The 23,958-nt window shown below is 63.0% G+C and carries 24 protein-coding genes, 1 other RNA gene and 1 pseudogene; 19 read left to right on the forward strand and 7 right to left on the reverse strand.

The features are described from left to right. The first annotated feature begins 312 nt into the window (after positions 1–312). From EOA49_RS14660 to EOA49_RS14670, 3 genes are all read left to right on the forward strand, one after another. Complete coding sequence (locus tag EOA49_RS14660) at positions 313–1,809, forward strand: CoA-acylating methylmalonate-semialdehyde dehydrogenase (RefSeq protein WP_067319526.1); 1,497 nt, start codon at positions 313–315, stop codon at positions 1,807–1,809. 319 nt (positions 1,810–2,128) lie between these two features. Then, positions 2,129–2,428, forward strand: a complete 300-nt coding sequence (locus EOA49_RS14665) for a hypothetical protein (protein ID WP_067001648.1) — start codon at positions 2,129–2,131, stop codon at positions 2,426–2,428. Positions 2,429–2,669: 241 nt separating this feature from the next. Further along, positions 2,670–2,987, forward strand: coding sequence for a hypothetical protein (locus EOA49_RS14670; protein ID WP_067319522.1), 318 nt, complete (start codon positions 2,670–2,672; stop codon positions 2,985–2,987). Between the two features lie 42 nt (positions 2,988–3,029). Here EOA49_RS14670 and EOA49_RS14675 read toward each other — a convergent pair whose 3' ends face one another. Beyond that, a complete protein-coding gene (locus tag EOA49_RS14675; RefSeq protein WP_127216854.1) occupies positions 3,030–3,689 on the reverse strand; it encodes a GntR family transcriptional regulator in 660 nt (219 codons plus the stop codon). 115 nt (positions 3,690–3,804) lie between these two features. Between EOA49_RS14675 and EOA49_RS14680 the strand changes: the two genes are divergently transcribed. The 13 genes and pseudogenes from EOA49_RS14680 to EOA49_RS14740 all read left to right on the forward strand — a co-directional run bounded on the left by EOA49_RS14680 (position 3,805) and on the right by EOA49_RS14740 (position 18,517). After that, positions 3,805–4,698: a dihydrodipicolinate synthase family protein gene (locus EOA49_RS14680; protein WP_095824104.1), complete on the forward strand. Its 894-nt coding sequence runs from the start codon at positions 3,805–3,807 to the stop codon at positions 4,696–4,698. Between the two features lie 62 nt (positions 4,699–4,760). Then, complete coding sequence (locus EOA49_RS14685) at positions 4,761–6,077, forward strand: FAD-dependent oxidoreductase (protein WP_164749227.1); 1,317 nt, start codon at positions 4,761–4,763, stop codon at positions 6,075–6,077. Between the two features lie 36 nt (positions 6,078–6,113). Further along, complete coding sequence (locus EOA49_RS14690; protein WP_067319515.1) at positions 6,114–7,115, forward strand: 4-hydroxyproline epimerase; 1,002 nt, start codon at positions 6,114–6,116, stop codon at positions 7,113–7,115. Positions 7,116–7,553: 438 nt separating this feature from the next. Continuing rightward, positions 7,554–8,456, forward strand: coding sequence for a branched-chain amino acid ABC transporter permease LivH (locus EOA49_RS14695; RefSeq protein ID WP_067001669.1), 903 nt, complete (start codon positions 7,554–7,556; stop codon positions 8,454–8,456). Positions 8,457–8,461: 5 nt separating this feature from the next. Beyond that, positions 8,462–9,853, forward strand: a complete 1,392-nt coding sequence (gene livM / locus EOA49_RS14700) for a high-affinity branched-chain amino acid ABC transporter permease LivM (RefSeq protein WP_095824103.1) — start codon at positions 8,462–8,464, stop codon at positions 9,851–9,853. Further along, a pseudogene (locus EOA49_RS14705) lies at positions 9,853–10,926 on the forward strand (ABC transporter ATP-binding protein); the annotation flags it as partial. The gene livM and the pseudogene EOA49_RS14705, both read left to right, overlap by 1 nt. Before the next feature lie 32 nt (positions 10,927–10,958). Next, on the forward strand, positions 10,959–11,687 hold the full coding sequence (locus tag EOA49_RS14710) for an ABC transporter ATP-binding protein (protein WP_095799749.1): 729 nt from the start codon (positions 10,959–10,961) through the stop codon (positions 11,685–11,687). A 17-nt stretch (positions 11,688–11,704) separates the two neighbouring features. After that, positions 11,705–12,052 carry a DUF6867 family protein gene (locus EOA49_RS14715; protein ID WP_067001681.1) on the forward strand — a complete coding sequence of 116 codons (348 nt, stop codon included), beginning with the start codon at positions 11,705–11,707 and terminating at the stop codon, positions 12,050–12,052. A 139-nt stretch (positions 12,053–12,191) separates the two neighbouring features. Further along, positions 12,192–13,310 (forward strand): branched-chain amino acid ABC transporter substrate-binding protein, encoded by a 1,119-nt coding sequence (locus tag EOA49_RS14720; protein WP_067001684.1) that lies wholly within the window; start codon positions 12,192–12,194, stop codon positions 13,308–13,310. A 263-nt stretch (positions 13,311–13,573) separates the two neighbouring features. Next, complete coding sequence (pyc, locus tag EOA49_RS14725; protein ID WP_127243218.1) at positions 13,574–17,032, forward strand: pyruvate carboxylase; 3,459 nt, start codon at positions 13,574–13,576, stop codon at positions 17,030–17,032. A gap of 355 nt (positions 17,033–17,387) precedes the next feature. Next, on the forward strand, positions 17,388–17,648 hold the full coding sequence (locus EOA49_RS14730; RefSeq protein WP_067001689.1) for a DUF2312 domain-containing protein: 261 nt from the start codon (positions 17,388–17,390) through the stop codon (positions 17,646–17,648). A gap of 121 nt (positions 17,649–17,769) precedes the next feature. Further along, on the forward strand, positions 17,770–18,210 hold the full coding sequence (locus tag EOA49_RS14735) for a hypothetical protein (protein ID WP_127241613.1): 441 nt from the start codon (positions 17,770–17,772) through the stop codon (positions 18,208–18,210). Between the two features lie 7 nt (positions 18,211–18,217). Further along, the gene (locus tag EOA49_RS14740; RefSeq protein WP_095824100.1) at positions 18,218–18,517 is read left to right on the forward strand and encodes a hypothetical protein; all 300 of its coding nucleotides are present in this window, start codon (positions 18,218–18,220) and stop codon (positions 18,515–18,517) included. A gap of 51 nt (positions 18,518–18,568) precedes the next feature. On the opposite strand, the gene msrB is transcribed toward EOA49_RS14740, so the two are convergent. The 6 genes from msrB to EOA49_RS14770 form a co-directional block, all read right to left on the reverse strand. After that, positions 18,569–18,973, reverse strand: a complete 405-nt coding sequence (gene msrB, locus EOA49_RS14745; protein WP_067001694.1) for a peptide-methionine (R)-S-oxide reductase MsrB — start codon at positions 18,971–18,973, stop codon at positions 18,569–18,571. Between the two features lie 136 nt (positions 18,974–19,109). Beyond that, on the reverse strand, positions 19,110–20,300 hold the full coding sequence (locus EOA49_RS14750; protein ID WP_127241617.1) for a VWA domain-containing protein: 1,191 nt from the start codon (positions 20,298–20,300) through the stop codon (positions 19,110–19,112). A 10-nt stretch (positions 20,301–20,310) separates the two neighbouring features. Further along, on the reverse strand, positions 20,311–20,715 hold the full coding sequence (locus EOA49_RS14755) for a type II toxin-antitoxin system HicB family antitoxin (protein ID WP_095799753.1): 405 nt from the start codon (positions 20,713–20,715) through the stop codon (positions 20,311–20,313). 11 nt (positions 20,716–20,726) lie between these two features. Then, positions 20,727–20,921 carry a type II toxin-antitoxin system HicA family toxin gene (locus EOA49_RS14760; protein WP_206519945.1) on the reverse strand — a complete coding sequence of 65 codons (195 nt, stop codon included), beginning with the start codon at positions 20,919–20,921 and terminating at the stop codon, positions 20,727–20,729. A gap of 52 nt (positions 20,922–20,973) precedes the next feature. Further along, the gene (locus EOA49_RS14765; RefSeq protein ID WP_095799754.1) at positions 20,974–21,420 is read right to left on the reverse strand and encodes a GNAT family N-acetyltransferase; all 447 of its coding nucleotides are present in this window, start codon (positions 21,418–21,420) and stop codon (positions 20,974–20,976) included. 90 nt (positions 21,421–21,510) lie between these two features. Then, on the reverse strand, positions 21,511–22,350 hold the full coding sequence (locus tag EOA49_RS14770) for a MoxR family ATPase (RefSeq protein WP_127241614.1): 840 nt from the start codon (positions 22,348–22,350) through the stop codon (positions 21,511–21,513). Between the two features lie 150 nt (positions 22,351–22,500). Between EOA49_RS14770 and ssrS the strand changes: the two genes are divergently transcribed. From ssrS to EOA49_RS14785, 3 genes are all read left to right on the forward strand, one after another. After that, a non-coding RNA gene (ssrS, locus tag EOA49_RS14775) (6S RNA) lies at positions 22,501–22,656 on the forward strand. Between the two features lie 82 nt (positions 22,657–22,738). Further along, complete coding sequence (locus EOA49_RS14780) at positions 22,739–23,323, forward strand: 5-formyltetrahydrofolate cyclo-ligase (protein ID WP_095799756.1); 585 nt, start codon at positions 22,739–22,741, stop codon at positions 23,321–23,323. A gap of 93 nt (positions 23,324–23,416) precedes the next feature. Continuing rightward, complete coding sequence (locus EOA49_RS14785; RefSeq protein ID WP_127241615.1) at positions 23,417–23,842, forward strand: DUF3592 domain-containing protein; 426 nt, start codon at positions 23,417–23,419, stop codon at positions 23,840–23,842. The last annotated feature ends 116 nt before the right edge of the window (positions 23,843–23,958 follow it).

Here is a 23,958-nt window from a genome sequence, read left to right on the forward strand (position 1 = left end):
CATCTCCCCCGCAAGGGGGGAGATCGGATGTCGCGTTCGCTTTCGCCAATCGCCAACGGTGCAGGATGAGCCCCGGCGATGAAACTGCCAATCTCCCCCCATGCGCGGGAGATGTCCGGCAGGACAGAGGGGGGTGCGAAGGAACTCAATCTTCGATCCTTTCAATGACCGATCATCATCACCTTTTGCGGCAATTAATGCACGTCCGACTGCTGCTGTCTATTTCGCGCACAACGGTTGCGTTCTAGCTCGCGTTGCCATTGCGGACGCAAAGGCGGACAATGCCTCATCACCAAAACAGGGAGAGAACCCATGATCGAGTACGGTCATTTCATCGGCGGCAAGCGTGTCGCCGGCACCAGCGGCCGCAAGCAGGACGTCATGCAGCCGATGGACGGCTCGGTGCGCGCTACGGTGGCGCTGGCCTCGGCGCAGGAGCTGCGCGCCGCGGTCGAGAACGCCAAGGCCGCGCAGATCAAGTGGGGCGCCACCAACCCGCAGCGCCGCGTGCGCGTGCTGATGAAGTTTCTCGAACTGGTCCAGCGCGACTATGACGAGCTGGCCGACATCCTGGCGCGCGAGCATGGCAAGACCATTGCCGACGCGCGCGGCGACATCCAGCGTGGCCTCGAAGTGGTCGAGGTCTGCATCGGCGCGCCGCATATGATGAAGGGCGAGTTCACCGACGGCGCCGGTCCGGGCATCGACACCTATTCGATGCGCCAGCCGCTCGGCGTCGTCGCCGGCATCACGCCGTTCAACTTCCCGGCGATGATCCCGCTGTGGAAGATCGCGCCGGCGATCGCCTGCGGCAACGCCTTCATCCTGAAGCCTTCGGAGCGCGACCCGGGCGTGCCGATCCGCATCGCCGAGCTGTTCATCGAGGCCGGCCTGCCGGAAGGCGTGCTGAACGTGGTCAACGGCGACAAGGAAGTGGTCGACGCCATCCTCGACGATCCAGACATCAAAGCCGTCGGCTTCGTCGGGTCAACGCCGATTGCGCAGTACATCTATGCGCGCGGCTGCGCGGCGGGAAAACGCGTGCAGTGCTTCGGCGGCGCCAAGAACCACATGATCATCATGCCCGACGCCGACATGGACCAGACGGTCGACGCGCTGGTCGGCGCCGGCTACGGCTCGGCCGGCGAGCGCTGCATGGCGATCTCGGTGGCCGTGCCGGTCGGCAACGACACCGCGAACCGGCTGATGGAAAAGCTGGTACCGCGCGTCGAAAGCCTGAAGGTCGGTCCGTCGACCGACTCCTCGGCCGATTTCGGCCCGCTGGTGACACGCCAAGCCCTGGAACGCGTCAAGGGCTATGTCGATATCGGTGTCAAGGAAGGCGCCAAGCTGGTTGTCGATGGCCGCGGCTTCAAGATGCAGGGCTACGAGAACGGCTACTACATGGGCGGCTGCCTGTTCGACAACGTGACGCCGGAGATGCGCATCTACAAGGAAGAGATCTTCGGGCCGGTGCTTTCGGTAGTGCGCGCGCCGACCTATGAGAACGCCATCAACCTCGCCAACGACCACGAGATGGGCAACGGCGTCGCCATCTTCACCCGCGACGGCGACGCCGCGCGTGACTTTGCTTCCCGGGTCCAGGTCGGCATGGTCGGCGTCAACGTGCCGATCCCGGTGCCGATCGCCTACTACACCTTCGGCGGCTGGAAGGCGTCTTCCTTCGGCGACCTCAACCAGCACGGCCCGGACGCGTTCCGCTTCTACACCAAGACCAAGACGGTCACCTCGCGCTGGCCGTCCGGCATCAAGGACGGCGCCGAGTTCGTCATCCCGACGATGAACTGACCGGACGGTTTTTTTTCGAGAGCCTCGTGAGAAAGCGCGGTTTGCACCCGCGCTTTCTGTTTGGGGCCTTGCAGAGGAGGCTGGTTGTCCTTCACCTCATCGATATTTGGCGTAGCTTGTCGTCTCGCCCGGTCGTCGCCTGCAACTTCAGATGCATGATTTGCGACGAGACATGTCGAGGCTGCATCCGCACCTCCTAATGATTCCATGGAACCAACAGGCCGCCATTCGCCTTAGGCTGTATTCCTGCCATGCGTGCAGGCCAATCAAACAGCGCCGGTGGCAGCCGGGGTTCTCGTCTGGCGCGAGGAGGTGTCGGATGACACGATTTCTTATGGCGACGATGTGCCTTGCGGCGGCAGCGCTGTCGGTCGGCCAGGCCAATGCGGCAGCACAATGCGCACCACGCGCCGACATCATCAAGGCGCTCGGCGACAAGTTCCACGAAAGCGAGGCAGGGCGCGGGCTGATCAATCCGAACGTCGTGCTCGAGATCTTTGTCTCCGACCAAGGCAGTTGGACCGTTCTTGCCTCCGATACCAAGGGGCAGAGCTGCATCCTGTCCGTTGGTGAAGGCTGGGACAGCCCGACGATCACGGCAGCCGTGCCGGGAGCCTAACACTCACTGGCGCCACGGCTCGTTCAGTGAAAGCCGCGCCGGCGCCCGCATCAACGCCCGCTTGTCTACCGGGCGCAGCTTCACCATATCGAATGCAGGGAGTGATAAATCTCCCTGCGACAGACCGGAAACCAGAAGGAGTGACGTGATGGCGACGTCGAGTCCGGCCTGGAGCGTTCCGGCACACTGAGGCGGCCGAATGTGCCTCTTTTGCCGGAATGCCACGGCGAAGGAGGTGCCCATGGCACGCAGATTTTCGTTCCGAGTGGTGAAGGCGGCAGTCGCCGGCGCCGTCATGGCTTTGCCGGCAGTCCCGGTGCAGGCGCAAGTCCTCTGCGGGGGCCATGACGATCTGGTCGCGGGGCTGGCAGAGACGTTCGAAGAGAAGCGGCTGGGCTATGGCCTGGGTGGAGACGTCGCCATCTTCGAGGTGTTTGTGTCGGCGAGCGGAACCTGGACCATCCTGATGACCGACGTTAAGGGCCAGAGTTGCATCCTGGCGGCCGGCGAGGGATGGGAGCACACGCTGGCCACCGCGGTCCGGCACCCGGGCGGGTGAACTGCGTAACCGGACAGTTCAGTTAAGCCGGAACCGCTCCGGTCAGCGCGTCGCGGCCGCCTCGGCGTGGTGGCGCAGCAGCGCCATCAATTTCTTGGCGTCCTTGGCGGCGGCTTCCTCGTCGCCGTCGAGGATCGAGCGGATCAGCGCGACGTGGTGCTCGGCCGATTCGGCGAGCCCGGTATCCGCCTTGTAGCGGAACCAGAAGCGCCGGCTGTGCGTCTGCAAGGGCGCCGCCACGCGCGCCGCGAATGGATTGTCGGCGGCGATCGCCAGCGCCTCGTCAAGTTGCTTGTCGGCCTGAATGAAGGAAAGCACGTTGCCGGAGATCACTGCCTTCTGCATGGCAAGGGCTGCTTCGTGAAACAGGTCGGCCGCCTCGCGGGTGACGAAGCGGGCGGCCGAGCGGGCAAGCACCACCTCGATGCCGCGCCTGGCATCGATAACGCGCAGCCAGTCGCCGGGGTGGAGCGGAGCGACCGCGATGCCGGCGCGTGGTCTGACGTCGAGCAAGCCCTCCCAGGCCAGCCTTTGGATCGCTTCGCGCACCGGGGTACGGCCGAAGCCGAGCCGCTCGATCAGTGCACCTTCGGTGACGAAGCTTGAAGGCGCCAGTTCAAGAGTGACGATCATGTGCTCCAGCACACGATAGGCCCTGGTCGCAACCGGCTCGAAGGTTGCGCTCGTGTCGTTGGATATCAATGCGGATATCAATGGGCCAGCTCCTGATATATTTTTCATATACCATAGCGGATTCAGCATTGACAGCCCGCGTCTTAATAAATATACCGCTGATATATCAGACGGAGAGATAGCCATGTGGGCCGGAGTTTTCCCTGCAGTCACGACCAAATTCACCCCCGACGACCGCCTCGATCATGCCGAAATGGAGCGTTGTTTCTCCTTGCAGATGGAGGCCGGCTGCGACGGCATCATCGTCTGCGGCTCGCTCGGCGAAGGGCCAATGCTGTCGCATGACGAGAAGATCGAAGTGCTGAAGACGGCGCAGAAGGTCGCCGGGACAAAGCCGGTGCTTCTGACCGTCAACGAACCCGGCACCCGCGAGGCGGCAAGCATCGCACGCCGCGCAGCCAAGGAAGGCGCCAACGGCCTGATGGTGGTGCCGAGCCCGATCTACCACACCAATGCCGAAGAGACGGTCGCCGCACTTCGCGCCGTCGCGGAGGCCGGCGACCTGCCTGTCATGATCTACTCCAACCGGCTCGCCTATCGCGTCGACGTCACTGTCGACCTGATGGAGGAGCTGGCGTCCGACAAGCGCTTCGTCGCAATCAAGGAATCGTCGGACGACATCCGCCGCTCGACCGAGATCATCAATCGCCTCGGCGACCGCTACGACCTCTTCACCGGCGTCGACAACCTCGCCTTCGAGGCGCTGTCGGTCGGCGCCATCGGCTGGGTGGCGGGCCTTGTCACGGCCTTCCCGCGTGAGACCGTCGCCATCTACCAGTTGATGAGAAAAGGTCGCCGCGAAGAAGCGCTGAAGATTTACCGCTGGTTCAGGCCACTGCTCGACCTCGATGTCTCAACCTACCTGGTCCAAAACATCAAGCTTGCCGAAGTGCTGGGGATCGGTACCAATGACCGCGTTCGCATGCCGCGCCAGCCGCTGTCGGGCGAGCGCCGGAAGGCGGTGGAAAAGATCGTCAGGGATGCGCTGGCCGCGCGGCCGGAACTGCCGGCGTTCTGATAGCCTTCTGCTCCCGTTCACGCGGAGCAGATGGCGGCAGACAGACGAGGGACAGCGCCAGCGTGCAAGGAAATGCCAAGCCGACCGAAGAGGGGCGCCCCCCTTCATCCGCCCGTCGGGCGCCTTCTCCCCGTGACCGGGGAGAAGGGGAAGATATCGCCATCATCGGCGGCGGCATCATCGGCATTTGCGCCGCCACCTTGCTCGCGGAGGCGGGACGCAGCGTCACCATTTTCGATCGGACGGGCATTTGCGAGGAGACGAGCTCCGGCAACGCTGCCGCCTTCGCCTTCTCCGACGTGCTGCCGCTGGCGCATAAGGGGATGATCAGGCAGTTGCCGAAATGGCTTGCCGATCCGCTGGGGCCTCTTGCCATCCCGCCGGCCTATCTGCCTAAACTTCTTCCCTGGCTGTTCCGCTTCTGGCGCGCGGGCGCCGCCAGGCACTTCGAGGCGAGCCTTGCGGCGCAGGCCGGCATGATGAAGCTCGCCGAAGCCGAATGGATGGGTTTGCTCGACCGCTCTGGCACGCGGCCGATGCTGCATGAGGACGGCTCGCTCGAACTCTACGAAAGCGAGGCCGAGTTCCGCGCCTCGCTGTCCGGCTGGAGGGCGCGCGAACGTTTCGGCATAGGCTTCCGCCATGTCGAGGGTGAGGGGATGGCGGCGCTGCAGCCGGGTCTTTCGCCGCGCTTCGTCAAGGGCACCTTCGTGCCGGGGTGGAAGACAGTCGCCGATCCGAAACTGCTCGGCAAGGCGATCTGGGCCTATGCGGAGCGGCTCGGCGCGCGCTTCGAGCACGCGCGCGTCGAGCGTATCGGGACCGGAACAAACGGCGTCACGCTTATGCTTGCGGACGGCACGGCCCGAAAAGCGAAGCAGCTCGTGATCGCCGCCGGCGCCTGGTCGCATCTGCTGGCCAAAGATATCGGCGACCGCATCCCGCTGGAGACCGAGCGCGGTTACAACACCACGCTGCCGGTGTCGGCCTTCGACGTGAAGCGGCAGCTGATCTTTTCCGGGCACGGCTTCGTCATCACGCCGCTGGAAACCGGCTTGCGCGTCGGCGGCGCCGTCGAGCTCGGAGGCATCGAACGAGCGCCGAATTTCGCGCGCTCGAAGGCGATGCTGGAAAAAGCCAAGCGTTTCCTGCCCGGGCTCGATCCGTCGGGCGGCCGCGAGTGGATGGGCTTCCGGCCATCGCTGCCGGATTCGCTGCCGGTCATCGGCAGGGCGCGGGCGCCGAACATCGTCTACGCTTTCGGCCACGGCCATCTCGGCCTGACCCAGGCGGCAGCGACCGGCCGCTCGATCCGAGATCTCCTTCTCGGGCAGGAGCCGCCGATCGATCTCACTCCTTTCCGCCCGCAACGGTTCTGACAATTCGCCAGAATTCTGATATTTCAGGGAGCCATCATGGCCAAGACATCCTTCTTCTGCATCGACGGCCACACCTGCGGCAATCCGGTGAGGCTGGTTGCCGGCGGCGGCCCACTGCTAGAAGGCGCGACGATGATGGAACGGCGGGCGCATTTCCTCGCCGAATATGACTGGATCCGGACCGGGCTGATGTTCGAGCCGCGCGGTCATGACGTGATGTCCGGCTCGATCCTCTATCCGCCGACGCGCGAGGACTGCGATATCGCGATCCTCTTCATCGAAACCTCGGGCTGCCTGCCGATGTGCGGCCACGGCACCATCGGCACCGTGACGATGGCGATCGAGCATGGGCTGGTGAGGCCGAAGACGCCGGGCGTGCTCAGGCTCGACACGCCGGCCGGCCTAGTCGTCGCCGAATACAAACAGGTCGGCGAATATGTCGAGGAGGTGCGCATCACCAACGTGCCGTCCTTCCTTTACGCCGAAGGGCTGTCGGTGGAGTGCCCGGTGCTTGGCGAGATCAGCGTCGACGTCGCTTATGGCGGCAATTTCTATGCCATCGTCGAGCCGCAGGAGAACTACCGCGACATGGCCGACCATTCGGCCGCCGACCTCATCGCCTGGAGCCCGCTTGTGCGCCAGCGCCTGAACGAGAAATACTCGTTCGTGCATCCGGAGAACCCGGGCATCAACCGGCTGTCGCACATGCTGTGGACCGGCAAGCCGAGAGATGCCGAGGCCGATGCCCGCAATGCCGTGTTCTATGGCGACAAGGCGATCGACCGCTCGCCTTGCGGCACCGGCACCTCGGCGCGCATGGCGCAGCTCCACGCCAAGGGCAGGCTCGAGGTCGGCGACAGTTTTGTCCATGAGTCGATCATCGGCTCGCTGTTCAAGGGCAGGGTCGAAAAGGAGGTCAGCGTTGCCGGCAAACCAGCCATCATCCCCTCGATCGGCGGCTGGGCGCGCATGACCGGACTGAACACCATCTTCATCGACGACCGCGATCCGTTCGCGCACGGGTTCATCGTCACCTGATCGCTCCCGTTCGGCGTCAGGCCGCCTCGTCGTTCGTCGAAACCTGACTACCGAACCAATCGGCAAAGGTGATTTCGGCCGCCGTTCGCCTCGCCGTCACATGACCGTCATACCGAGCAGAATCCTGCGCGGGACGGCAAAATCGAGCGCTGCCGCTGACGCAAGGAATCTTCTCATCAATTTATTTTGACGGCGATTTCTTCGAAACGACGCGCATGATACGGCTTAATCGTCAAAGACATTGCGTTGTGCCAATGATAGGGTCCGCGATAGTCCAGGGGCCGGGTGCGAGAAAGCGGGCAATCGGGCAGCGTGCTTCCAAACCACGCGCGGCGATTGAAAAATCACGTTGCAATCCGGGCTTGAAACTTTACGACTAGGGGCAATACGAAAAGGAATGCGTCCTCGAAGGCGACATTCCAGGGGAGCCGCTTAAATATGCAGTATTTCGTCCAGCAGCTTATCAACGGGCTGACGCTGGGATCTATCTACGGGCTGATCGCGATCGGCTACACGATGGTCTACGGCATCATCGGCATGATCAATTTCGCCCATGGCGATATCTTCATGGTGGGCGCCTTCACGGCCCTCATCGTCTTCCTGATCCTCGGCGCGATGTTCTATTCGGTGCCGGTGGTGGTGGCGCTCCTGATCATGATGATCGTGGGCATGCTGCTCACCAGTCTTTACAACTGGACGATCGAGAAGGTGGCCTACAGGCCGCTGCGCGGATCGTTCCGGCTCGCGCCGCTGATCACCGCCATCGGCATGTCGATCGCCCTGTCCAACTTCGTGCAGGTCACGCAAGGGCCGCGCAACAAGCCGATCCCGCCGCTGGTCAGCCAGGTCTATACGATCGACGGCATCAGCGTCTCGCTGAAGCAGATCATCATCGTGCTCGTCACTGCCGTGCTGTTGGCGATCTTCTGGTATCTCGTCAACAGGACGGCATTGGGGCGGGCGCAGCGCGCCTGCGAGCAGGACCGCAAGATGGCGGCGCTGCTTGGCGTCGACGTCGACCGCACAATCTCCATCACCTTCATCATGGGCGCAGCGCTTGCCGCGGTCGCCGGGACGCTTTTCTTGATGTATTATGGCGTGGTGGTCTTCTCAGACGGTTTCGTGCCGGGCGTGAAGGCCTTCACGGCGGCGGTGCTTGGCGGCATCGGCTCGCTGCCGGGCGCAGTGCTCGGCGGGCTTTTGATCGGCTTCATCGAGAGCATGTGGTCGGCCTATTTCTCGATCGACTACAAGGACGTCGCGGCCTTCTCGATCCTGGCGATCGTGCTCATCTTCCTGCCCTCCGGCATCCTGGGCCGGCCTGAAGTCGAAAAGGTCTGATCCTCATGGCCGTTACCGTTTCTCCGGAGCGCGACGTCGTCGCTACTCCCATCCAGCGCGCGTTCCGCGAAGCGCTCTACGCCGGCGCCATCGCGCTCGGCCTGTTCGTGCTGTTCATCGGTCTCAGGACCGATCAGAACATCAACAACGAGCTGATCCTGGTGCAGCGCTGGGGCCTGCTCGCCCTGGTGGTCCTCGCCGTTGTCGTCGGGCGCTTCCTCTATGTTGCCTATGCGGTTCCGGCGCTCGAACGATCAAGGGCTGAAAGGGCCAAGGCGCCTGCAGTCGCCGTGGAGCCCGGCTTCGTGCGGCGAAACTTCAACAAGATCGGCGCCACGGTGCTGATCCTCTATCCAGTGGCGATGGTGCTCCTGTTCGGCTTCCAGGGCTCGCTCAAATGGGTCGACAATTTCGGCATCCAGATCCTGATCTATGTGATGCTGGCCTGGGGCCTCAACATCGTTATCGGGCTAGCCGGCCTGCTCGACCTCGGCTATGTCGCCTTTTACGCCGTTGGCGCCTATGCCTATGCGCTGCTCGGCACGCATTTTGGCCTGTCGTTCTGGATCCTGCTGCCTGCCGCCGGCGCCATGGCCGCCTTCTGGGGCGTCATGCTCGGCTTCCCGGTGCTGCGGCTGCGCGGCGACTATCTGGCTATCGTCACGCTCGCCTTCGGCGAGATCATCCGTCTGGTGCTGATCAACTGGCGTGAGGTGACCAATGGCTCGGCCGGCATTTCCGGCATCCCGAAGGTCTCCTTCTTCGGGCTCATGTCGTTCAACGTCTCGGACCCGAACTACATCGCCAAGGTGCTGGGGATCGCTCAGTCGGGCGCCTACTACAAGATCTTCCTCTATTATCTCATTCTGGCGCTCTGCTTCCTCACCGCCTTCGTCACCATCAGGCTGCGCCGCCTGCCGGTGGGCCGCGCCTGGGAAGCGCTGCGCGAGGACGAGATCGCCTGCCGCTCGCTCGGCATCAATACCACCACCACCAAGCTGACGGCGTTCGCCACCGGCGCCATGTTCGGCGGCTTCGCCGGCTCGTTCTTCGCCGCGCGCCAGGGCTTCGTCAGCCCGGAATCCTTCGTCTTCCTTGAATCGGCGATCATCCTGGCCATCGTCGTGCTCGGCGGCATGGGCTCGTTGGGCGGCATCGCGGTGGCGGCACTGGTGATGATCGGCGGCACCGAGATCCTGCGCGAGCTGGGCTTCCTCAAGGTGGTGTTCGGTCCGGACTTCACGCCGGAGCTCTACCGCATGCTATTGTTCGGCGTTGCGATGGTGATCGTCATGCTGTGGAAGCCGCGCGGCTTCGTCGGCAGTCGAGAACCAACAGCCTTCCTCAAGGAGCGAAAAGCGGTGTCAGGCTCCTTCACCAAGGAGGGCCACGGCTGATGAACGCGCAAGTTTCCATGAACGACTTCATCCTGCAGGTCGAGCATCTGTCGATGAAGTTCGGCGGCCTGATCGCCATCGGCGACCTGTCGTTCCAGGCCAAGCGCGGCGAGATCACCGCGCTGATCGGGCCGAACGGTGCCGGCAAGACGACCGTGTTCAATTGCATCACCGGCTTCTACAAACCGTCGGAGGGCATGATCACGCTCAGCCGGCGCGACGGCTCGAACTTTATGCTCGAGCGCTTGCCCAATCACGAGATCCCCGCGCGCGCCAAGGTGGCGCGCACCTTCCAGAACATCCGCCTGTTCTCGGGCATGACGCTGCTGGAGAACCTCCTGGTCGCCCAGCACAACAAGCTGATGAAGGCCTCGGGCTATACCTTCCTCGGCCTGTTCGGCTTCTCCAGCTACCGGCAGGCCTCGGCTGAATCGATCGATCTCGCCAAGCACTGGCTGGAAAAGGCCAATCTCGTCGACCGCGCCGACGATCCGGCCGGCGACCTGCCCTATGGCGCGCAACGGCGGCTGGAGATCGCGCGCGCCATGTGCACCGGACCTGAGCTTTTGTGCCTCGACGAGCCGGCCGCCGGTCTCAATCCGAAGGAATCGGCCTCGCTCAATGAACTGCTGATGGACATCAAGGACAACACCGGCACGTCGATCCTGCTCATCGAGCACGACATGTCGGTGGTCATGCAGATCTCCGACCATGTCGTGGTGCTGGAATACGGCCGCAAGATCTCCGACGGCAGCCCGCAGTCGGTCCGGACCGATCCGCGCGTGATTGCCGCGTATCTCGGCGTCGACGACGAGGAAGTGGAAGAGGTGCTGACCGAAGTCGGCGACGAGGATGTCATCGAGCAGCTGGATACCGGGCCTGATGCGGCGCACGGGCCGGGCAGTTCCGCCTCGATGATGGCGGGGCCGGTTTCCGACACTGTCGAACACGCGGACGAGGGCGAACGGGTCATGGTATCGAGAGGCGCCTCGAAAGCGGCTCAGGTCGATGCCAAGGCCAAAACGCCAAGAAAGTCGTCCGAGCGGGCCACGGGCAAGCCAGCCGCGAAATCCTCGACAGCCAAGCCGCGCGGAGGGCGTAAGTAATGGCCGGCACAACGCTGCTCGATATCAAGGGCGTGCAGACCTATTACGGCAACATCCGCGCGCTGAACGGTGTCGACGTCACTGTCAATCAAGGTGAGATCGTGGCGCTGATCGGCGCCAATGGCGCCGGCAAGTCGACGTTGATGATGACAATCTTCGGCGCGCCGCGTGCGCGCAGCGGCACCATCACCTTTGCCGGCAACGACATCACGCAGTTGCCGACGCACGAGATCGCGCGGATGCGCATCGCCCAGTCGCCGGAGGGACGCCGCATCTTTCCGCGCATGACAGTGATGGAAAACCTGCAGATGGGCGCCAGCCTCGACAACCTCAAACATTTTGACGAGGATGCCGACAAGGTGTTTGCGCTGTTCCCGCGGCTGAAGGAGCGCATCGGCCAGCGTGGCGGCACGCTCTCGGGCGGCGAGCAGCAGATGCTGTCGATCGGGCGTGCGCTGATGGCCCGGCCGAAGCTGCTTCTGCTCGACGAGCCGTCGCTGGGATTGGCGCCGCTGATCGTCAAGCAGATCTTCGATGCCATCCGCGAATTGAACCGGACGCAGGGGCTGACCGTGTTCCTGGTCGAGCAGAATGCCTTCGGCGCGCTGAAGCTCGCCAATCGCGGCTACGTCATGGTCAACGGCAATGTGACGATGAGCGGCACCGGCAAGGAGCTGCTCGCCAATCCGGAAGTGCGCGCCGCCTATCTCGAAGGCGGCCACCACTGAGTTCAGGAGACTTCATTATGCAGGGCATTCTCTACGAGGAAGCCTCGATCTGGCAGTTCCTGTTCGTCACCTGCCTGCTCGGCGGATGGGCGGCGTGGATGACCGGCAAGGCGAGCGCGCAGACTTGGCGCAGCTTCTTTCAGCTGTTCCTCTATATGCTCGGACTCGGCATCGGCATAAGGTTCATCCACCACGCGCTGTTCGACGGCACGATGTTTTCGCTGCACTACTATATCGTCGACACCATCGTGCTAATGATACTGGGCTTCCTTGGTTATCAATACACGCGCACGAACCAGATGGTCACTCAGTATAATTGGCTCTACGAAAGAGCCTCCTTATTGAGCTGGAAACCAAAGGGTTGACGTTCATGATCAACGCCGTTCCGGGGAATGAATTTGGCGTGACAAGTGCCTGAAAATCGGCATTCTATGCTTTCTGCGATAAGGGTGGGCATCGCATGAAAGTATCATCCACGCCCACTCCGTAAATGGGAGCGTTTCAATGAAAAAATCACTCTTGTCCGCCGTGGCGCTGACCGCGTTCATCGCGTTCAGCGGCAGCGCGTGGGCCGACATTCTGATCGGCGTCGCCGGTCCGATCACCGGTCCGAACGCGGCCTTCGGCGCGCAGCTGCAGAAGGGCGCCGAACAGGCGGTCGCCGACATCAACGCGGCCGGCGGAGTCCTCGGCCAGCAACTTAAGCTGAGCGTGGGTGACGACGTGTCGGATCCGAAGCAGGGCATCTCGGTCGCCAACAAGTTTGTCGCCGACGGCATCAAGTTCGTCGATGGCCACTTCAATTCGGGCGTCTCAATTCCTGCGTCGGAAGTCTATGCCGAGAATGGCATCCTCGAAATCACGCCGGCCGCGACCAATCCCAAGTTCACCGAACGCGGCATGTGGAATACGTTCCGCACCTGCGGACGCGACGACCAGCAGGGCAAGGTTGCCGGCGACTATGTCGCCAAGAACTTCAAGGACGCCAAGATCGCGCTCATCCATGACAAGACCCCTTATGGCCAGGGCCTTGCCGACGAAACCAAGAAGGCGCTCAACGCCAATGGCGTCAACGAAGCCATGTATGAAGGCATCAATGTCGGCGACAAGGATTTCTCGGCGCTCATCGCCAAGATGAAGGAAGCCGGTATCTCCGTCGTCTACTATGGCGGCCTGCATACGGAGGCCGGCCTCATCATCCGCCAGCTCGCCGACCAGGGCCTCAAGGCCCAGTTCATGTCGGGCGACGGCATCGTGTCGAACGAGCTCGCCTCGATCGCCGGCGACGCCGTCCAAGGCACGCTGATGACGTTCGCGCCGGATCCGCGCAAGAACCCGAACGCCAAGGAGCTCGTGGAGAAGTTCCGCGCTGCCGGTTTCGAACCGGAGGCTTACACGCTCTACTCCTACGCCGCGATCCAGATCATCGCTGCGGCCATCACGAAGACCGGCTCCGCCGACGATGCGCAGAAAGTCGCCGAGACGATCAAGTCGGGCGGCCCCTGGAAGACCGCCATCGGCGACATTGGTTATGACTCCAAGGGCGACATCACCCGCCCGGACTACGTCATGTACACCTGGAAGAAGGGCGAAGACGGCAAGTACTCCTACTTCGAGCAATAAGCCGGCAAAGAAGATCCGACTTTCCGAGATGCCCGGCGCTGAGCGCCGGGCATTTTTTGTTTGGCTGGGCATCCAGCCTGCCATCATGTCCCCGCCAGGTTCGTCGGCGTTGTCGTCCAGGCGCTCGGAGGTCGTTGCGAGGTTTTGGCGCAAACAAGAGATTTAAATCGATTGAAGTGTCGCGCTATTTTGTTTGCGCTGCAGCATTTTCACGCTAATCATTGCGCCGGTTCACCTCACCTTCCGCTACTGGAGCCCAGTCCTTGGCAATCACGAAAATCCTCGTCGCCAACCGGTCCGAAATCGCCATCCGCGTCTTTCGCGCGGCCAACGAACTAGGCCTCAAAACCGTGGCGATCTGGGCGGAAGAGGACAAATATTCGCTGCACCGCTTCAAGGCCGACGAAAGCTACCAGGTCGGGCGCGGTCCGCATCTCACCAAAGACATGGGTCCGATCGAAAGCTATCTGTCGATCGACGAGGTGATCCGCGTCGCGCGCCTCTCGGGTGCCGATGCGATCCACCCCGGCTACGGCCTGTTGTCGGAAAGCCCCGAATTCGCCGAGGCCTGCGCTGCCGCCGGCATCACCTTCATCGGGCCGAAGCCCGAGACGATGCGCCGGCTCGGCAACAAGGTGGCGGCGCGCAACCTAGCGATCGAGGTCGGCGTGCCGGTCGTGCCCGCCACCGATCCGCTGCCCGACGATATGGACGAGGTGAAAAAGCTCGCTGCGGAAATAGGCTATCCGGTGATGCTCAAGGCCTCGTGGGGTGGCGGCGGCCGCGGCATGCGCGCCATCCGCGCTGAAGCCGACCTCGCGCGCGAAGTCATGGAAGGCAAACGCGAGGCGAAGGCCGCCTTCGGCAAGGACGAGGTCTATCTCGAAAAGCTGATCGAGCGCGCCCGCCATGTCGAGGTGCAGGTGCTGGGCGACACGCAGGGCAATGCCGTGCACCTGTTCGAGCGCGACTGCTCGATCCAGCGCCGTAACCAGAAGGTCGTCGAACGTGCCCCGGCTCCCTACCTCAGCGAGAAACTGCGCGAGGAACTCTGCGCCTACGCGCTGAAGATCGCGCGCGAGACCAGCTACATCGGAGCCGGCACCGTCGAGTTCCTGCAGGACGCCGACACCGGCAAGTTCTATTTCATCGAGGTCAACCCGCGCATCCAGGTCGAGCATACCGTCACCGAGATGGTGACCGGCATCGATATCGTGAAGGCGCAAATCCACATCCTCGACGGCTTCGCCATCGGCACGCCGGAGTCCGGCGTGCCGGCGCAGAAGGACATTAAGCTCAACGGCCACGCCCTGCAGTGCCGCATCACCACCGAGGACCCGGAACACAATTTCATCCCCGATTACGGGCGCATCACCGCATATCGCGGCGCCACCGGCTTCGGCATCCGCCTCGACGGCGGCACCGCCTATTCGGGCGCGGTCATCACCCGGTTCTACGATCCGCTGCTCGAAAAGGTGACGGCCTGGGCGCCGACGCCGGGCGAGACGATCGCGCGCATGAACCGGGCATTGCGCGAGTTCCGCATCCGCGGCGTCGCCACCAACCTCACCTTCCTCGAAGCGATCATCAACCACCCGAGCTTCGCCGACAATTCCTACACCACCAAGTTCATCGACACGACGCCGGAGCTGTTCGAGCAGGTCAAGCGGCAGGACCGCGCCACCAAGCTGCTCAATTATCTCGCCGACGTCAGCGTCAACGGCCATCCCGAGACGCGCGGACGGCCGGTGCCGAAGGCGGATGCGGCGGCGCCTGTCGTGCCCTATCTCAACGGCAAGGTGCCGGACGGCAGCAAGCAGCGGCTCGACGCGCTCGGGCCTCAGAAGTTCGCGGCATGGATGCGCGAGCAAGCCCAGGTGCTCGTTACCGACACGACGATGCGCGACGGACACCAGTCGCTGCTCGCCACCCGCATGCGCACCTACGACATCGCCGGCATCGCCGGCACCTATGCGCGAGCGCTGCCGCAACTGCTCTCACTGGAATGCTGGGGCGGCGCCACCTTCGACGTCGCCATGCGCTTCCTCACCGAGGATCCATGGGAGCGTCTGAGCAGAGTGCGCGAGGCAGCCCCCAATCTTCTGCTGCAGATGCTTCTGCGCGGTGCTAACGGCGTCGGCTACACCAACTATCCCGACAATGTCGTGCAGCATTTCGTTAGACAGGCAGCCGCCGGCGGCGTCGACCTGTTCCGCGTCTTCGACTGCTTGAACTGGGTCGAGAACATGCGCGTCGCCATGGACGCGGTGGGCGCCGAGGGCAAGCTGATCGAAGCGGCGATGTGCTACACCGGCGACATACTCGATCCGGAGCGCGCCAAATACGACCTGAAATATTATGTCGGGCTGGCGAAGGAACTGGAAGCGGCCGGCGCGCATATCATCGCCGTCAAGGACATGGCGGGCCTGTTGAAGCCCTCGGCGGCGCGCGTGCTGTTCAAGGCGCTGCGCGAAGAGACCGACCTCCCGATCCATTTCCACACGCACGACACCTCCGGCCTGTCGGCGGCGACGGTTCTGGCGGCGGTCGAGACCGGCGTCGACGCCATCGACGCGGCGATGGATTCGTTCTCCGGCAACACCTCGCAGCCTTGTCTCGGCTCGATCGTCGAGGCGCTCAAGGGTACCGAGCGCGACCCCGGCCTCGACCCCCAGTGGATCCGCCACATCTCGTTCTACTGGGAAGCGGTTCGCAACCAATACGCCGCTTTTGAAAGCGACCTCAAGGGACCGGCCTCGGAAGTCTATCTGCACGAGATGCCGGGCGGCCAGTTCACCAATCTCAAGGAACAGGCGCGCTCGCTTGGGCTCGAAACGCGCTGGCACGAGGTGGCGCAGGCCTATCACGACGTCAACCTGATGTTCGGCGATATCGTCAAGGTGACGCCGTCGTCGAAAGTGGTCGGCGACATGGCGCTGATGATGGTGAGCCAGGACCTCACGGTCACCGATGTCGAGAACCCGGCGAAGGACATCGCCTTCCCGGACTCGGTCGTCTCGATGCTGCGCGGCGATCTCGGCCAGTCGCCGGGCGGTTGGCCGCAAGCGCTGCAGAAGAAGGCGCTGAAGGGCGAAAAGCCGATCACCGTCCGGCCGGGCTCGCTGCTCAAGCCGGCGAACCTCAAGGCCAGCCGCAAGGAGATCGAGGAGAAGCTCGAGCGCAAGCTCACCGAGTTCGAATTCGCCTCCTGGCTGATGTATCCGAAAGTCTTCACCGACTTCGCCGCCGCTCAGGAGACCTATGGCCCGGTCAGCGTGCTGCCGACGCCGACCTATTTCTACGGCATGAAGTCGGAAGACGAGATCTTCGTCGACATCGAGAAGGGCAAGACCCTGGTGATACGCTGCCAGGCGTTCGGCGACGTCGACGAAAAAGGCATGGTCACCGTCTTCTTCGAGCTCAACGGCCAGCCGCGTCGCGTGAAGGTGCCGGACCGCGCGCATGGCGCTTCGGCCGCCAAGGCGCGGCGCAAGGCCGAGCCGGGCAACGAGGCGCATGTCGGGGCGCCGATGCCGGGCGTGGTGTCGGCTCTTGCCGTGGCGCCAGGCCAGGCGGTCAAGGCGGGCGACGTGCTGCTCTCGATCGAGGCGATGAAGATGGAGACCGCGTTGCACGCCGAGCGCGACGGCGTGGTGGCAGAGGTGCTGGTCAAGGCCGGCGACCAGATCGATGCGAAGGATTTGCTCATCGCCTTTGGCTGAATGTGCTGATCTTCAGGTGAGGCCGGCCTGCAAACGCCGGCTTCCTGGGGTTCCGGCCTTCGCCGCCGAAGCACTCACCAGGCACGTCGCAGTTAAGGCTACGGCCAGCTTAGGCCCGTGCCCACGTACTCCAAGCACGCTCGGCTCCGGTTCTCGGAACAACCGTTCTCGCCCGCTTCGCGCCCGTCTTCGACTCCGGCTCGGCCTGACCAGAATCTCAGCACAGCCTGGGGTGCTCCAACCCTTCATGCCGCATCGATAATGTCTTGACCCGCCGCGCCTGCTCGGGCATCGAACCCGCTCCAATTTTGCCGGGCGGGAATCGCCGTGGCGCAAAAAAACGCGGAGAGAAAAAATGGCCGACGAGATCACCGAGACCAGCCAGACTGTAGCCGCCGGCCAGCTGCGCGCCATCATCGAGCGCATCGAGCGGCTCGAGGAAGAAAAGAAGACGATTTCCGACGACATCAAGGACGTCTATGGCGAGGCCAAGGGCACCGGCTTCGACACCAAGGCGATCCGCACCATCGTCCGGCTGCGCAAGAAGGATCAGGCCGAGCGCCAGGAGGAGGAGTCGATCCTCGATCTGTACAAGGCCGCGCTCGGCATGGTGTAAGGCTCGCGGCTAGAGCAGTTCAGCGTTTTGATGGAATCGCTGAACTGCTCCAACGATTTGCTTTTGCGCAATTCCGGACGGAAACCGTTACACTTCCTGGAATTGCCTCTAGGGGGCGGCCATGAGTGAGTTCGACTTCGGCGGCTATCGCGCTTCGGAGTTCCGGCATCGCGGGTTCTGGGCGCTGTTCGCCGAACGGCACCCGGAAGAAAGGGCGCGGCTGGCGCGACGCGGGCCATGGTTCTGGCAGCGCGGAATGCCGGAGTTCGCCCTGGTGCTGTCCATGTATGTCGCGCCAAGCGAGAACGTGGTCGGCGTCTTCTTCGGCCGCAACGAGAAGCTCGGCGCGACGGAGGTCTGGACGCGGCTGATGCCATTCCAACCGGCGATCGAGGCGCGGCTGAAGCTCAGGCCGGAGCAGAGCGCGCAGAATCTCGGCATAAATTCGCAGTGGCGGGTCAACTGCTTTGCCGAGGACAATTGGCCGGCCATGGCCGACTGGCTGGCGACGGAATGCTCGCGCTTCGAGCAAGCCGTCACCCAAGTGCTGAGGCAGGAGTAGAGCACAGATGGTTGCCGGCTTCTTCCGCTCGCGCTGGCAAGGCATTGTGCCGCTCGACCGGCTGTTCTGGCGCGACATGCTGCTCGCCGGCACGGCGATCAACATCGCTTCGTCCGCGCTGGCGCTTGTCCTGCTTGGGCTGAAGCTGCCGCTCTGGCTGGTGCTCACGGTGCATTTCCTTCCCGCCCCCTACAACATCTTTCTCGCCCTTGCCGTCTGGCGGACGGCGGAAACGGCCGGCGGGTTCAAGGCGCAGTTGATGATGCTGGGCTCGGCGCTCTGGCTGATCGCGACGGTCGTCGTCTGAATCGAAAAGGGCGGCCGAAGCCGCCCTTACAAAGCTACCACGAACTGGCTGTCAGGCCGCCGGCTCGAAGCGCAGCGACACGCCGTTGATGCAATAGCGCAGGCCGGTCGGCGGCGGACCGTCCTCGAAGACATGGCCGAGATGGCTGCCGCAACGCGAGCAGTGGCACTCGGTGCGGACCATGCCGTAGCTGCGGTCGACGGTGGTCTCGATCGAGCCCGGGACCGGATCGTTGAAGCTCGGCCAGCCGGTTCCGCTCTCGAACTTCAGCTTGGATTCGAACAGCGGCTGGTCGCAGCCGACGCAGAAGAAAGTGCCGGCGCGCTTCTCGTAGAGCAGGGCGCAGCTGCCGGGACGCTCGGTGCCGTGGTTGCGCATGACGGCATACTGCTCCGGCGTCAGCCGGGCGCGCCACTCGGCATCGGTGCGGGTGACGGGATAGGCGTGGGTGTCCATGAAATCTCCTCGGCCTTGGCGGCTCGTTGTTGGTTGGCATGTCATGTTCGCACGAAGATAGGTGTTTGTTACACCACTGACCAGCGCTGGGACTGACAACGCAATCGCCGCTGGTTTCCGCGAATTACTGTCACGCTCAATGCTTCCTCGATAGCTGCTTCGTTGCCGCTTCGAGCCCGGCAAGCGTCAGCGGGAACATGCGGCCGCCGAAGATGTCGCTGATCATCGCGATGGAATGGGTGTAGCGCCAGTTCTTCTCAGCCTCAGGGTTCAACCAGACCGCGTTCGGCCACTGCTGCAGCAGCCGACCGAGCCAGACGCCGCCGGCCTCCGGGTTCCAGTGCTCGACCGAGCCGCCGGGATGCGCAATTTCGTAAGGGCTCATCGAGGCGTCGCCGACCACGATCACCTTATAGTCCGGCCCATATTTGTGGATGAGGTCGAAGGTGGGGATTGTCTCGGCCAGGCGGCGGCGATTGTCCTTCCAGACGCGCTCGTAAAGACAGTTGTGGAAGTAGTAATACTTGAGCTGGCGGAATTCGGCGCGCGCGGCGGAGAACAGCTCCTCGACGGTTTTGACGTGACCATCCATCGAGCCGCCGACGTCGAAGAACATCAGGAGCTTCACCGCGTTGCGCCGCTCCGGCCGGGTTCTCAAGTCCAGATAGCCGTGCTCGGCGGTGGCGTGGATGGTGCCGGGCAGGTCGAACTCTTCCTCGGCGCCCTCGCGCACCCAGCGCCGCAGCCGCTTCAGCGCCACCTTGATGTTGCGGGTGCCGAGCTCGATCGCGTCGTCGAAGTTCTTGAACTCGCGCTTGTCCCAGACTTTCACTGCGCGACGGTGGCGGCTTTCGTGCTGGCCGATGCGCACGCCTTCCGGATTGTAGCCATAGGCGCCGAAGGGCGAGGTGCCGCCGGTGCCGATCCATTTCGAGCCGCCCTGGTGCCGGCCCTTCTGCTCCTCCAGGCGCTGCTTTAGCGTCTCCATCAGCTTGTCGAAGCCGCCCAGCGCCTCGACCAGCTTCTTCTCCTCGTCGCTCAGGTGCTTTTCGGCGAGCCGGCGCAGCCATTCCTCGGGGATGTTGGCGACGTCGACAGCGTCCGGACCGGCGAGCGCTTCGACGCCCTTGAAGACATGCGCGAACACCTGATCGAAACGGTCGATATGGCGCTCGTCCTTCACCAGGGCCGAGCGCGCGAGGTAGTAAAAACCCTCGACGTCGTAGTCGACCAGCCCAGCTTCAAGGCCTTCGAGCAGCGACAGATACTCCCGGAGCGAAACGGGAACCCGCGCGGCTTTTAGTTCAAGGAAGAAGGGGATGAACATCGCCAGACGGCTATCTCTGCCCCTCGATCTTTTCACGCGCGGCACTCGCAATGAAGGCAGAGCGCGTCAGGCCCCGGCGGCTGGCTTCAGTATCGATCGCCGCAAGCAGACCAGCGTCCAACGACAGGTTTGCCCGGACTGACCGACCGGAGTCGATCAGCAGCGGGATCATGACGGCAGACTCGCCTGCGGCGCTATCGATCTCACCTGATCGTAACAAGTCCGCCACCGTTCGTGCTTCGGGTAACGAGACGTGCTTTGCCAACCGAGTTTCGGCCCATTCGCGTATCGCCGATGCTGCATCGGCAATCGCCTCCTCGGGGCTGGCGCCGCCGCCATGGCAGCCCGGGAGGTCGGGGACCCGGATTCCCCAGACATTATCCGCGCCGTCCAGAACTCCGATATAATGCGTCATGCGATCATGCCTCAAATCCATCCGGCGAGCTTGGCGATCGAGCGTGCAACGCCCGGAGATTGCTCGCGGTGCCGCGGCACGATGATGGTCACATCCGGTTTTCCCGGGTGCTCGTATTTGTCGTGCTTGCCGCCTCCGACGCTCGACCAGCCGTCGCGCAAAAGCCGCGCTATGATCTTGCGCGTGTTAGTCTCAATCAGCGGCACGGCGGCTTTCCAATGCGCAATATATTGCGCAGCTGGACCGGTTTCAACCGTTTCACAACAGATCGTACTCGATGAAGCCCGTGCGCCGGGCCACATGGTCGTACAGCCGGCGCGCGGTGGCGTTGGTCTCGTGCGTCATCCAGTAGACGTTCTTCACGCCGATCTTGCCGGCCTCGTCCTGCACCGCTTTGATCAACGCCGCGCCGATGCCCTTGCCGCGCACTTCGGGGTCGGCGAACAGATCCTGCAGATAGCAGGTGTTGACCTCGGACCAGCAGGAGCGGTGGTAGAGATAGTGGGTCAGGCCGACGGCCTTGCCCTCAAGCGTGGCGATAAAGCCTTTCGGCTCGAACTCGCCAGGCGTGAACAGGCGCTTCCAGGTGACGTCGTAGACCTCTTCCGGCAGCTTGGTCTCGTAGAAGGTGAGGTAGGCGGTCCATAGCCGGCGCCAGTCGGAGCGGTCGGACTGGGCAAGCGGGCGGACGGTGATCTCGGACATGTTTTCCTCCAACGTTTTGGTCGGAAGCTGCGGCAACCGCCGCCTGTCGGCAACGGTCCACAGACGGACAAAGCGCTATTGCTGCCAAGCCTATTGCTGGCGCCTGGCCATGAAGGCCAAGCGTTCGAAGAGGTGCACGTCCTGCTCGTTCTTGAGCAGCGCGCCATGCAGCTTCGGCAACATATTCTTCGGATCGGCGCGCAGATCCTCCGGCGCGATGTCGTCGGCGACCAGCAGTCGGATCCAGTCGAGCGCTTCGGAGGTAGATGGTTTCTTCTTCAGCCCGGGCACGTCACGGATCTCGTAGAACTGGGTAAGCGCGGCCCGCACGAGATTCTGCTTGATGCCGGGATAATGCATGTCGACGATCCGGTGCAGCGTCTCGATATCGGGGAAGCGGATGTAGTGGAAAAAGCAGCGGCGCAGAAAGGCGTCCGGCAACTCCTTCTCGTTGTTGGAGGTGATGATGACGATCGGCCGAAATTCGGCGCGGATGGTCTCGCCGGTCTCGTAGACGAAGAACTCCATCCGGTCGAGTTCCTGCAGAAGATCGTTGGGGAATTCGATGTCGGCCTTGTCGATCTCGTCGATCAGGAGAACGACCTTTTTCGGTGCCGCGAAGGCGTCCCACAGCTTGCCGCGTTTGATGTAGTTCTTGATGTCGCTGAACCGGTCGTCACCGAGCTGGCTGTCGCGCAGCCGCGAGACGGCGTCATACTCGTAGAGCCCCTGCTGCGCCTTGGTGGTCGATTTGACATTCCATTCGATGAAATCGAGGTCGAGCGCCGCCGCCACTTGACGGGCGAGTTCGGTCTTGCCGGTGCCCGGCTCGCCCTTGACCAGCAACGGTCGCTCCAGAGCGATCGCGGCGTTGACCGCCACCATCAAATCCTTGTCGGCGACGTAAGCCGCGGTGCCTTCGAAACGCATTTCTTCTCCTGATCGTTGGGCCGCGACCCTAAGGACGCTGGCCGGGCTGTGCAAGGCATGACAACGCTGCAAGGCCCATGACGCAGATTTGCGGCCGCTTGGAGCGGTGTCCTTCTGGCGCTCGGTCAACCATGGGCCTATATTGGTTTTGGCTGTCTGCGCTTCCCGGCAGGAGAAACTTATCCCCGGGGCCTTATCGATCCTTAGGGAGCTGTCCCTGGGAAGACCCGTGGGTTTTCTCACACGGCGCCCACCTACTTTGTAGGCACCCGGGATCGACCTCTCCACCGGTTGTGTGGATCGCCACTCTCCCGTTTTTGAATTTGATGCGGTAGAAAGCGTCGCTCCTGCAACTTCGTCCGGATACGACCTTTTCTAACGTCTGCGCATGACCTCATCAAAAGACCTGAAAAAACAGCTTCGCAAGGAAGCTCTGGCGCGGCGGGATGCGCTGGACGAATTCTGGCGGGTCGAGATCGCGCTCGAAATGGCTGAGACGGCGCGTGACCAGATCGCCGTCGAACCGGGCCAGATCGTCTCCGGCTTCTGGCCGATGCGCTCCGAGGTCGATGTGCGGCCGCTGATGTTCGCGCTGCGCGAGAAAGGCGCCAGGCTTTGCCTGCCGGCGATCCTCGACAAGACAACCATCGTCTTCCGCGAGCTGGTGCGCGGCGCGCCAATGGTCGAGATGGGTTTCGGCACGGTCGGACCGCACGAGGAGGCCGAAGAGCTCGACCCCTCGCTCATGTTTGTTCCGCTCGCAGCATTCGACGCGCGCGGCCACCGCATCGGCTACGGCGCCGGCTATTACGACCGAGCGATCGCCAGGCTGGCCGACAAAGGGCTGGCGCCGCGGCTGATCGGCATTGCGTTCGACTGCCAGGAGGTGTCGCAAGTGCCGGATGAGAACCATGACGTGATCATCCCGGAAATACTCACCGAGAGCGGGTTACGCCGGTTTACCGCCTCTTAGAATATTCCGACCCGCTTCGCGCGATTCCAATCCCTATCCAACAGTATTCCTGCTATCCAATCCAAGTTGAGGCTAGCAAGGGATTTTGTCTTCATGCGATTCATCCTGATGCCGTTTGCTCTGATCGCGGCAGCACTGTTTGCGATGGGATTGCATATCACCGGAACCACCCTGTACCACCAAGCGGCCTGGGGGCAGACGGTCGCTACCGTGACGGATGTCAGTCCTTTCACTGAAATGCACAAAAATGGCCTCGCCATAGAGCGCATCAATGTCGCCCTCGCCTATGTGGTTGACGACGTGCCGATGACCTGGTCCGGAAAGGGAAACCTTGTCGGTCTCCACGAGGCGTCGATCGGCGACAAGGTGAAATTCTACTACGACCCTGGCGATCCAGCGACCCTCGATACCGCCGGAATGAAGGGCTGGCGCGGCATGCTGTTGATCCTTGCAGGTACCGGCGGCTTCACCGTCTTCTACGTTTGGTTCTTCTGGCTGCGCGGACGGAGCGCGCGTTAGACGTCGCCTTCGGCTGCTAGGACGGGGCGGTGGTGCCGTATAAGACCATCATGTGATCATCGCGGAAATACTCACCGGGAGCGGGTTGCGCCGGTTCACGCCGCAATTGTAGAACA

It is taken from the genome of Mesorhizobium sp. M1A.F.Ca.IN.020.04.1.1 (assembly GCF_003997315.1).
In the GTDB taxonomy this organism is placed as follows: Bacteria; Pseudomonadota; Alphaproteobacteria; order Rhizobiales; family Rhizobiaceae; genus Mesorhizobium.